Source organism: Geminocystis sp. CENA526 (genome assembly GCF_050753365.1).
Lineage (GTDB): Bacteria > Cyanobacteriota > Cyanobacteriia > Cyanobacteriales > Cyanobacteriaceae > Geminocystis.
This window is the reverse complement of the sequence record NZ_JBLZFY010000128.1, coordinates 1-9,797: the sequence shown is the minus strand read 5'-3', so window position 1 is coordinate 9,797 and position 9,797 is coordinate 1. Positions and strand designations below refer to the sequence as shown.

Genomic DNA, 9,797 nt, shown 5'->3' with positions numbered 1-9,797 from the left:
GAGGAGGGGGAAGAGGGGGAGGAGATAATTAGATTTTTTTGGTGGAGTTGGGTTTAATATATTAAACCCCTACATTCCTTTTTAATTTTGCCTTTTGCCTCTTGCCTCTTGCTTTTTTCATTCTTAATTCTTAATTCCCCATTATTCTTTGTTTTCGAGTTTGACTTGTTTAACAATCTCCCTAGGAATAGCTACCATCTTGCCTTTACAGTTGATGTGTATTGCTTTTTCGTCTCTACCTTGCAGATTTCCTGCCCATTGAGTGCGTTTTTTATACTCCGTGTTTGTTTCTACGATGACAGGAAAACCTTTAAAACTAATAAATTCTCGTTCGCTACTCAAGTTTTCACCGATACCCGGACTAGAAATTTCTAACACATAAGCCGAAGGAATAATATTGTTAGTATCGAGGGTTTCTTCTAATAAACGACTCATTTTTTCGCAGTCATCCAAACTGGTATCTCCCGAAAGATTACGAATGTCCACCCTTAACACTGGAGGATTTTTGTGAGCAAGAAAGCCTAGATTGACTATTTCTAGGTTTAATTCTTGGGCGATGGGTTCAGCAATTTCCGTAATATTTGGGAGTAAAGGATGAGTCATATTAGATAAAAGTTCGATCGATAAACAATAAAAAGCAATAAAAAAAGCGGGTGATACCCACTCCTTACGAGGCATTATTTGAGTGAACACAAACTTTTGCCTTTCTGTAATTTGCACAAAGACTCTTTTAAGCTAACTTCAAAATCGGACTCGGAACATTTGTTTCTAGGCTTTGCTAAAGTCTCAATTTTTAACTTAATGTAAAGAAAATCAACTGTAGAGTTTTGCTTTAATATTGATTATAACATAAAAATTAATAACTGAGGAAATAATGTAGGGGCTTAATATATTAAGCCCTCCTCCATCAGAAAATAATAACTGTATGTTAATTCTAGCTGTCCACCTGTCCATTTCTCCCCCCTCCCTTCTCCATAATTAATGATTTTTGGTTCTAAACTTAACAGAATCAGCATGGGAAGCTAAACCCTCCGCCGTTGCTAAATCGATGATCGCTTTAGATACTTTTTGCAGTGCGATCGGACTATACTCAATTAAACTAGAATATTTCATAAAAGTTTCCACTCCTAAAGCGGAAGCATAACGAGCCGCACCAGATGTTGGTAAAGTATGATTTGGTCCTGCTAAATAATCTCCTACGGCTTCGGGGGTTGAGTTACCAAGAAAAATTGCTCCTGCATGGCGAATGTGTTCCACTAATTCCCAAGGAGATTCTATTTCTAATTCTAAGTGTTCAGGGGCGAATAAGTTAGAAAGTTCGGCAGCTTGAGTGAGATTTTCCGTTAAGATTATTATGCCATAGTGGGCGATCGATTTTTCTGTGAGGATGCGACGAGGATGATTTTCTAATAACCGTGTTACTTCCGTTTGTACTTTTTCCGCTAAGACGTTACAATCAGTAATTAAAATAGATGCCGCCATGGGATCATGTTCAGCTTGAGCAAGTAAATCAACGGCGATATGAGTAGGATTAGCATTTCGATCGGCGATCACTAATACTTCACTTGGACCTGCTAAGGAGTCAATACCCACAGTACCATAAACTTCTTTTTTGGCTAAAGTAACATATATGTTACCCGGACCTGTAATTACATCTACTTTTGGTATTGTTTCTGTCCCATAGGCTAAACCAGCTACGGCTTGAGCGCCTCCCACTCGATAGATTTCTGTTACTCCTGCTTCACAGGCGGATACTAACACCGCAGGATTGATTTTGCCGTCTTGGCTAGGGGGTGTCACCATGACGATGCGGGGTACTTGTGCCACTTTTGCAGGTATGGCATTCATTAACACTGTACTAGGATAGGATGCTCTTCCCCCGGGTACATATAAACCTGCTCGATCGACAGGGGTATAACGTCTTCCTAATACAACATTATCTTCTTCAAATTGTACCCATGATTTTGGCACTCGTTGACGATGAAAAGCCTCGATTTTTTTAGCCGCTAGTTTGATCGCTGAGAGTAATTCCCTCGAAATTTGTTGATAAGCCGCATCAATTTCCGAACCACTCACTTTGAGATTGTCTTTGGTGATAGTTTGTCCATCAAATTTTTCGGTATATTCCAATAAGGCATCATCCCCTCGTTTTCTCACCGTAGCGATGATTTCTTTGACGATGGCAGACTGTGTTTCTATTTGTTCATTGTGAGTGCGATCGCTAATGCGCTGCAACTCTTGTCGGGCTGTGACGGAATCTGTTATTATTCGCAACATCGAGATACTATGAAACTAAATAAATCTTAACTATTGTTCTTATGATAACAGTTTTATTTGTTAACTATGGGGATTTGATCTTTTTCCTCAATTTATTAATTCTTGATTAACCTCAGTAAAGTATAAAATGATGAAGATGCAATTCTTTTATATTTTTTTGGTGGGGTTGGGTTTAATATATTAAACCCTTGCATTACTAATTCCTCATTACTAATTCCTCATTCCTTATTAATATTCTTCGTACTCAGGCATTTTTTGTTTTTGAGGAATATTGACTTTTTGAGGGCGATAATCAGAATCATCATCGTCATCCCACATATCCCCATCCATAGAGTCATCCCGATAACGGCGTTTAGGGGTATTATCCACTTGATAACGAGGTGCTGGTTCTCTTTCTACCATACTTTCACCCCAGTTGTCTTCTTCTATATCATCTTCATAAAGAGGCATAGATTGAGCTTTACGACGTGGCGGTTGTGCTATGGGGCGTGTTTCTTCCCATTCGTCATCATTCCAGTTATTTTCAACAACTGTGGAACGTTGTGACACTGGTTGTGTAATGGGGCGCATGGGTGTACCCGTTGGTAACTGATTTTCAGGGGCGGTGGTGGGTGCATAGTACATCCCCTCGTCTTCTTTTTCCCAAGGAGGGCGCCCAATACCTAATTTCTCTAAAACTCCTACGGTAAGCTGAGTTATACGTTCTTCTGCTCCTTCAAACACAATAATACGGTTAGGTCCACTACTAACTATTTCATCTACGGACAGTTCGTAGGTACTAATTAATTGTTCAGGAATCTGAGGATAACCGATGACGGCAATGGTTAGGGAATATATTTGTCCATCTTGTAGGTTAAATTGAAAGTCTCTGACTTTGCCTAAAGGTTCACCTGTTTCGGTGACGACTTCGGAGTTAATCAGGGGGGAGTAAATATCTATATCCACATCTTCGATCACATCTTCATTTTCGACTAAAATCACGTCTCCGCCTTGGGAAACGCTACTGAGATACATATATTTAGGTATGCCAGACATGGCTAGACGATTATCTCTTAATCCTAATGCTATTACTTCCCGTCGATCGACATCCACTAACACTTCTCGAACTACCCCTAGACGTTTGCCACTACTTCGAGTGATAACCTGAGTATTCAAAAATTCGTTGCGTAAACGATTATCTGCACTTGTCATAATAATTTATATATAGTTTTAATTTAAAGGAGTATCCATTTATAGACTTAATATAACCTCTGATGAGGTAGTTCTATTCTACTCGATCGATCTTAAAAATCACACATCGGATTTTAGGGCAATTCTACGGAGGTTGGTTTAGCGATATGAGGTAAGCCCCAACCTAGTTTTTCTCGCAGGATACGGAAAAATTCGGGGGGTTGTAAACGGATAAATTGAGCGTCATATTTCGATCGAACTATATGAACTTCATCATCGGGCAAAATATAACAACCAGCATTACCATCCACTACCATCACCATTTGATTATGGGTAGCAGGATATATAGTAACAGGTTCTCGATCGGAAAAGACTAAGGCACGGGAAGCCAAAGAATGAGGACAAATAGGGGCAAGTTGAAAGACTGGCACATCAGGGGTGACAACAGGACCTCCTGCACTCAAGGAATAAGCCGTTGAGCCTGTGGGAGTAGAAATAATGACTCCATCGGCAGCGATGTCCACAGGAGAATGTCGTCCAATCGCAATTTCAAAATGGCACATACTGGTTAAGGGTTCTCTATGAACTACTACCTCATTTAAACAAAGGGCTTCCCATAAAGCTGTACCATCTCGCATGACACTAACTTTCATCATCGATCGAGTCTCTATTTGATAATTGCCTTCTAACACCTGTTCTAAAGCCATAGAAAGCTGATTGAGATAAATTTCGGTCAAAAAACCCAAATGACCAGTATTAACCGCTAAAAGAGGAATATTGTGGGGTGCTACTTGTCGAAATCCTGATAATACTGTACCATCACCCCCCAAAACGATGGCAAAACTCATGTCTCGATCGAATCCTGCCGGGGCAATTTGTTCAATGGGGCTATGACACACGGGACGACCGGGATGAGAGTATCCTAAAATACCAGCGTATCCCGTTGCTAAACAAACTTGATAACCTTGATCTGTTAACAGGTTTTGCAATTCTTGGGCAACTTGACAAGCCGTCGGTTTAATATCGTTATAAATAACGCCAATTTTGGGCATCAACAATTCTTCCTATGGGGTTTTAGCACAGTATCGATCGAATTTTACCAGAACTTGCCCCCATTGGAAAAGTAATGAACCGTTCACCAAGTCTCATTGTTAATTGGTCATTATTAATGTTAGAGTAGATAATTGTCTGTTATTAATTTGTGCTGTACTCAACAGACAAAAATAATGACAAAAATTCCTTAGATGTAAGTCGAGGGAATAACTTAACCTAATAGTCCACTTTTGTAACGATAGAGTAACATTATATTAAATAATCTATGTCTATCTAGTCAGTAATCTTGAATGAACTTTAAGTTACTGAGGAGGGATGAAGAATTATCAAACTTACTAATAAAATTAATACAATTAAACAAAATGCCTATGGTCAGTCAGACAGAAACTCTAAACAGTAATGTTGGTTTTACCCATGAAGATTTTGCCGCACTCTTAGATCAATATGATTATCATTTCAGTCCTGGTGACATTGTTGCTGGAACTGTTTTTAGTATGGAATCCCGTGGAGCGCTTATCGACATCGGGGCAAAAACCGCCGCTTATATTCCTGTACAGGAACTTTCTATTAATAGAGTTGATGATCCTCAAGAAGTATTACAAGCGAACGAAACCAGAGAGTTTTTTATTCTTACCGATGAAAATGAAGACGGACAATTAACTTTATCCATTCGCAGAATTGAGTATATGCGCGCATGGCAAAGGGTTCGTCAATTACAAGAGGAAGATGCTACCGTTTATTCTAACGTTTTCGCTACTAATCGTGGTGGTGCATTAGTGCGAGTGGAAGGTTTAAGAGGGTTTATCCCCGGTTCTCATATTAGCGCTAAGGATACTAAAGAAGATTTAGTTGGTCAAGATTTACCCCTTAAATTTTTGGAAGTTGATGAAGAACGTAATCGTCTTGTCTTAAGTCATCGTCGTGCTTTAGTAGAACGTAAGATGAATGGCTTAGAAGTAAGTCAAGTTGTCATTGGTTCTGTTCGTGGTATTAAACCCTACGGTGCATTTATTGACATCGGTGGTGTAAGCGGTTTATTACACATTTCTGAGATTTCTCATGATCATATTGATACTCCTCACAGTGTATTTAATGTCAATGATGAATTGAAAGTGATGATTATTGATTTAGATGCTGAAAGAGGACGTATTTCCCTTTCTACTAAGCAATTAGAACCCGAACCGGGTGATATGCTCAAAAACCGTGATTTAGTCTTTGAAAAGGCTGAAGAAATGGCTCAAAAATTCAGAGAGAAATTGTTAGCTGGTGATGCCGAACCCGCTTCGATCGATCCTGCTGAATTAGAAGGTATTACTGCGGAAGAAGAGGTAACATTAGAAAATGTAACCCCTGAAAATTCTGATGCAGAGGCTGATGTAGCTCAAGAAAATCTTGTGTCTAGCAACGCATAATTAGGGTCTGCGGAAAAAGTCTTTTGATGAAGAGAAGTAATAGGTAATAGGTAATAGGTAATAGTGCGATTCGTTCGCTAGAAACTAGATTTATTATCTAGGGGATTAGCGGTAATGTATCTATTTTACCTCCGTTCGACATAAAGAAAATGATGAAAACTAGACAGGAGGACAAGTCGAATGGAAGAAAAATTCTCAATATTTTGATGTACTTTTGAGAGAATTTTATTCATTCACCAGAAATACAATCTGCCTGTCTTCGGAGTCTTCCAAGTCAGCCCTCACCTATTTTTATATCCCACTCAGGTATATTTTAGGGGATTTTCTGGTCATAAATGTTATCGATCGACCCCAAGATGATAAAAATAGTAGATGGATTGTTAGCCGTGCCGACAGTGAATGATTACTTTTCAGCACTCAGAAAAATAGAGATTACAGAGTTACAGACAGAACTGTTAAGAATACAGTATTCTGCTTCTCTCCACCAGATAAAAGCAGAAGATTTAGGGATAGTATTAGAAAAATACAAAATCCTAATACCAAAGTTTTTATATCTATAAATTAGCTCCTATTTTTTTAATCTTAATAATAGATAATAAAATGGAGAGAAAACCTAAACCCATTATTCCAGCAATGGGATTTTTGTCTATTCCTGTAATCCATTGTGGCACTCGATCGAGATAAGTGATCATTTCTCCCACATTAAGAACATAATAACCCCAAACTAAACCACTGTGAAGACCAATACTAATACCGAGTAAATTTTGGCTCGATCGTTTTGCGGATACGAGGGTATATCCTAATAATAATAAAGCAGGAAAAGTAACGATGGTGCGGATAATTTCTGACAGTGGCTTAATAAAGTGAGCAATAGCAAAAATAAGACTATTCAAAAAAGCGGAAATTCCCAAAGAAAAATCCCTTTCTAACTCTGATAATAGCCACCCTCGAAAAAATAATTCTTCAGCAAATCCAATGCCAATGGCACTAATAAAACCTTCTAATATTAAACGGGGGAAAGCCATAGAAGGAGATTGAAAACTCACCCAACCTAGTAACGCTTCTACAATAAATAATAACCATGTAAAACTAAAACCAATGGTTAAACCTTGTAGTAAATACAAGGCATTTTTTTTACTATTAACTAAACCATAATAACTAAAAATAGCTTGATTTTTATAAATATATTTACCCCAAAATTTTACTAAAAATAGGAAAATGACAAATAAAATTGCCATAGTAATAATAGTTGTTAAATTAGAATCTTTTTCTCCTAAAAAATAGTAAATAGGCACGGCAAAAGGAAGCCAAAATAAGCCTAAAGTTAAGATAAATATTCCTAATCTACTAATAAAAGGATAATGTTTAATTCGATCGAACAAAATGTTTAAACTCAAGGAATGATAAAAAAGTCTTTGACTTAACTATTTTAAAGTTTTTGCAAATATTCCAGTATTTTCTTAACATTTCTTTTACCTTTTCCCTACCTTCTTGAAAATACTATGAGACAATCCCTATTTGTGATTTTTTGGTGGGGGTGGGTTTAATATATTAAACCCCGACGTTACTCCTCATTATTTCTTACTTCTTACTTTTTACTTCTTACTTCTTCATTTTTATTGGCTGACTTGGAAGCGAGAGGCGGATTTCTGCATTTCCATGGCATGGTAGCATTAAACGCATCGGCGATCGAACCTACCTCCCCAGATACGACTTCGGCTTGAATACTGAGATTTCCTTTACTAGCTTTTTCGATGTCTAATAAAAGATTAATCACGTTTTCTTGGAGAGTTTCCCGTTGTTGTCGTTGAATTTGGGCTTCTTTCTCTCTTTCTTGGGCAATAACTTCCATTTCCTCTGTATAAGTATCAATTTTTTCCGCCATGTCATTGAAAGTTTGTGCTAATTTTCCTACTTCATCTTTAGATGTAACTTTAGCCCTTACATTTTGATCGCCCCTACCAATTTTTTCTGCCAAAAGTTGTAATTTTTCGATGGGTTGAGTGAGAATTTTACTGAAATAACTAGCTAACATTAAAGCGATAATTAAACTCAAAAAGCCGACAATAATTTGATAAGAAACACTGCGATTAAAAATTTGTTGTAGATTAGCTTCAGGAGTACCTCTCACTAAAAAAGCAATGTTGTCTCCATCAGAATCAGGGAGAGTTTTAATAGCAATAGTATGCCATTTATTTTCTATCAACATTCTTCCCGTAACTATGTCATTATTCCCTTTACTTATTTCTTCTAAAAGACTCATATCGGGTAAAGGTATATTAGTTTTAAATTCTTCACTATCGACAGGTTGAAAAATTGAAGTAACGAGATGAAAGGTTTTATCTTTAAACATATAAATTGCACTATAACCGCCCCCATAGCTGACATAATATCCTGCAATAATAGGCTATTATCATTAACTAATTCCCCTGCCATTAATACTGCTATCATTTGAGAGGATTGAAAATCATTAACAGGAGTTAAATTTATATTCATTAAGACATTTTTACCTTCAATTTTTTCAGCAAAACTAGGGTTTTCGGCAATGATTTCTTTTTGAGAAATAATCACATTCGTTTCTAAGACTTCCCTTGACTTAATAACTCTACTTACTAAGTTTTCAAGAATAAAACTTTGTCCAAATCTATCTTGATTGGCATTAACAATAATGCGTCCGTTTAATCCCACTAAAGTAGCGTATTCAATCCCCCTAGCCTCAATTTCGTTATTTAAAATTGTCCTTACTGTGTTTTTTAAATTAGGTTCAATTTTTCCCTCATTTTTATAACTTTGTGCTGTTTGAATAATGGCAATATTATCAGCTTTTCCTCTGAATCCTGACGTGATATTTTCTAGGTTAGCATTATAGTCGATCGAGATGATATTCAATTCAGAAATAGCCCTATTTTTTAATTCACTTCTACCTAAATTATCGGTAATTAATTTTCCTGCAATAACAACTCCGAAGGTAGAAACCAAACTCGCAATCAATAAAGCAATAAATTGTTTATAAACGATAGGCAAGTCTTTAAATTTTTGCCATAAATTAATATTTTGAAGAGAAATAGTAGTGTCTTTCTCCTCTTTTAAATTTTCACTGTTAGCATCTTCTGAGAGTAAATATTTTTTAGTAATATCCTCAATGGCTTTATTGGCAGTATCTGCAAAAACTTTGTCGGTATCTTGAGCAATAATAGATTGATAGACTTCGATCGCTTCGTGATAAAATTTTTCTTGTTCTAATAAAGTAGCTAAACTCAGTTTTGCTGTTAAATCTTGAGGATTAACAGTGACATTATTTTGCAAAAATTTAATCTCATCAGAGAAGTTAGAATTAACGGTTTCCTGCTGTAATTGATTCATGGTAGTCATAGTTTAGTAAAAAAAGTTTTTTGATGGAGGAAGGCAAAAGGCAAAAGGCAAGAGGCAAGAGTGTCAAATGAAACACTTAGCGAGTCACAACAGTCTTTCAGAGTTCCTTTTTTGAAATACCTAGCGAGTAACAACAGTCTTTCAGAGTTCGTTTTTTGAAATACCTAGCGAGTCACAACAGTCTTTCAGAGTTCCTTTTTTGAAATACCTAGCGAGTCACAATAGTCTTTCAGAGTTCGTTTTTTTTGAAATACCTAGCGAGTCACAATAGTCTTTCAGAGTTCGTTTTTTTTGAAATACCTAGCGAGTCACAACAGTCTTTCAGAATTTTTTTTTTGAAATACCTAGCGAGTCACAACAGTCTTTCAGAGTTCATTTTTGAAACACTTAGCGAGTCACAACAATGTTGTTAGGTATTGTTTGTTATATTAAGGAGGCAAGTTGTGAGAGAATAAAATCATTGTGATTAATCCTTTTGATAGATGAAGAAGTATTTAACAGACTATTTTTATT

At 36.7% G+C, this 9,797-nt stretch carries 9 protein-coding genes; 2 read left to right on the top strand and 7 right to left on the bottom strand.

Features of this window, described 5'->3' with window-relative positions; all coding sequences use genetic code 11:
• Positions 1–141 precede the first annotated feature (141 nt).
• The 4 genes from rimP to ACN4EE_RS20400 form a co-directional block, all read right to left on the bottom strand.
• Positions 142–603 carry a ribosome maturation factor RimP gene (gene rimP, locus ACN4EE_RS20415; protein WP_431708343.1) on the bottom strand — a complete coding sequence of 154 codons (462 nt, stop codon included), beginning with the start codon at positions 601–603 and terminating at the stop codon, positions 142–144.
• Between the two features lie 375 nt (positions 604–978).
• A complete protein-coding gene (gene hisD / locus ACN4EE_RS20410; RefSeq protein WP_431708340.1) occupies positions 979–2,277 on the bottom strand; it encodes a histidinol dehydrogenase in 1,299 nt (432 codons plus the stop codon).
• A gap of 228 nt (positions 2,278–2,505) precedes the next feature.
• Positions 2,506–3,468 carry a PRC-barrel domain-containing protein gene (locus tag ACN4EE_RS20405; protein WP_431708339.1) on the bottom strand — a complete coding sequence of 321 codons (963 nt, stop codon included), beginning with the start codon at positions 3,466–3,468 and terminating at the stop codon, positions 2,506–2,508.
• Positions 3,469–3,581: 113 nt separating this feature from the next.
• Positions 3,582–4,499 (bottom strand): NAD(+) kinase, encoded by a 918-nt coding sequence (locus ACN4EE_RS20400; protein WP_431708338.1) that lies wholly within the window; start codon positions 4,497–4,499, stop codon positions 3,582–3,584.
• Between the two features lie 369 nt (positions 4,500–4,868).
• Between ACN4EE_RS20400 and ACN4EE_RS20395 the strand changes: the two genes are divergently transcribed.
• A complete protein-coding gene (locus tag ACN4EE_RS20395; protein WP_431708341.1) occupies positions 4,869–5,912 on the top strand; it encodes a 30S ribosomal protein S1 in 1,044 nt (347 codons plus the stop codon).
• 335 nt (positions 5,913–6,247) lie between these two features.
• Positions 6,248–6,472, top strand: a complete 225-nt coding sequence (locus tag ACN4EE_RS20390; RefSeq protein ID WP_431708337.1) for a hypothetical protein — start codon at positions 6,248–6,250, stop codon at positions 6,470–6,472.
• On the opposite strand, the gene ACN4EE_RS20385 is transcribed toward ACN4EE_RS20390, so the two are convergent.
• The 3 genes from ACN4EE_RS20385 to ACN4EE_RS20375 form a co-directional block, all read right to left on the bottom strand.
• Positions 6,467–7,309, bottom strand: a complete 843-nt coding sequence (locus ACN4EE_RS20385) for a CPBP family intramembrane glutamic endopeptidase (protein WP_431708336.1) — start codon at positions 7,307–7,309, stop codon at positions 6,467–6,469. The two genes, ACN4EE_RS20390 and ACN4EE_RS20385, sit on opposite strands and share 6 nt — an antisense overlap.
• 191 nt (positions 7,310–7,500) lie before the next feature.
• On the bottom strand, positions 7,501–8,265 hold the full coding sequence (locus ACN4EE_RS20380) for a HAMP domain-containing protein (RefSeq protein ID WP_431708335.1): 765 nt from the start codon (positions 8,263–8,265) through the stop codon (positions 7,501–7,503).
• Entirely contained in the window at positions 8,172–9,284 is a 1,113-nt protein-coding gene (locus ACN4EE_RS20375) for a tetratricopeptide repeat protein (RefSeq protein WP_431708334.1), read from the bottom strand. Before ACN4EE_RS20375 ends, ACN4EE_RS20380 begins: the two co-directional genes overlap by 94 nt.
• Positions 9,285–9,797 lie beyond the last annotated feature (513 nt).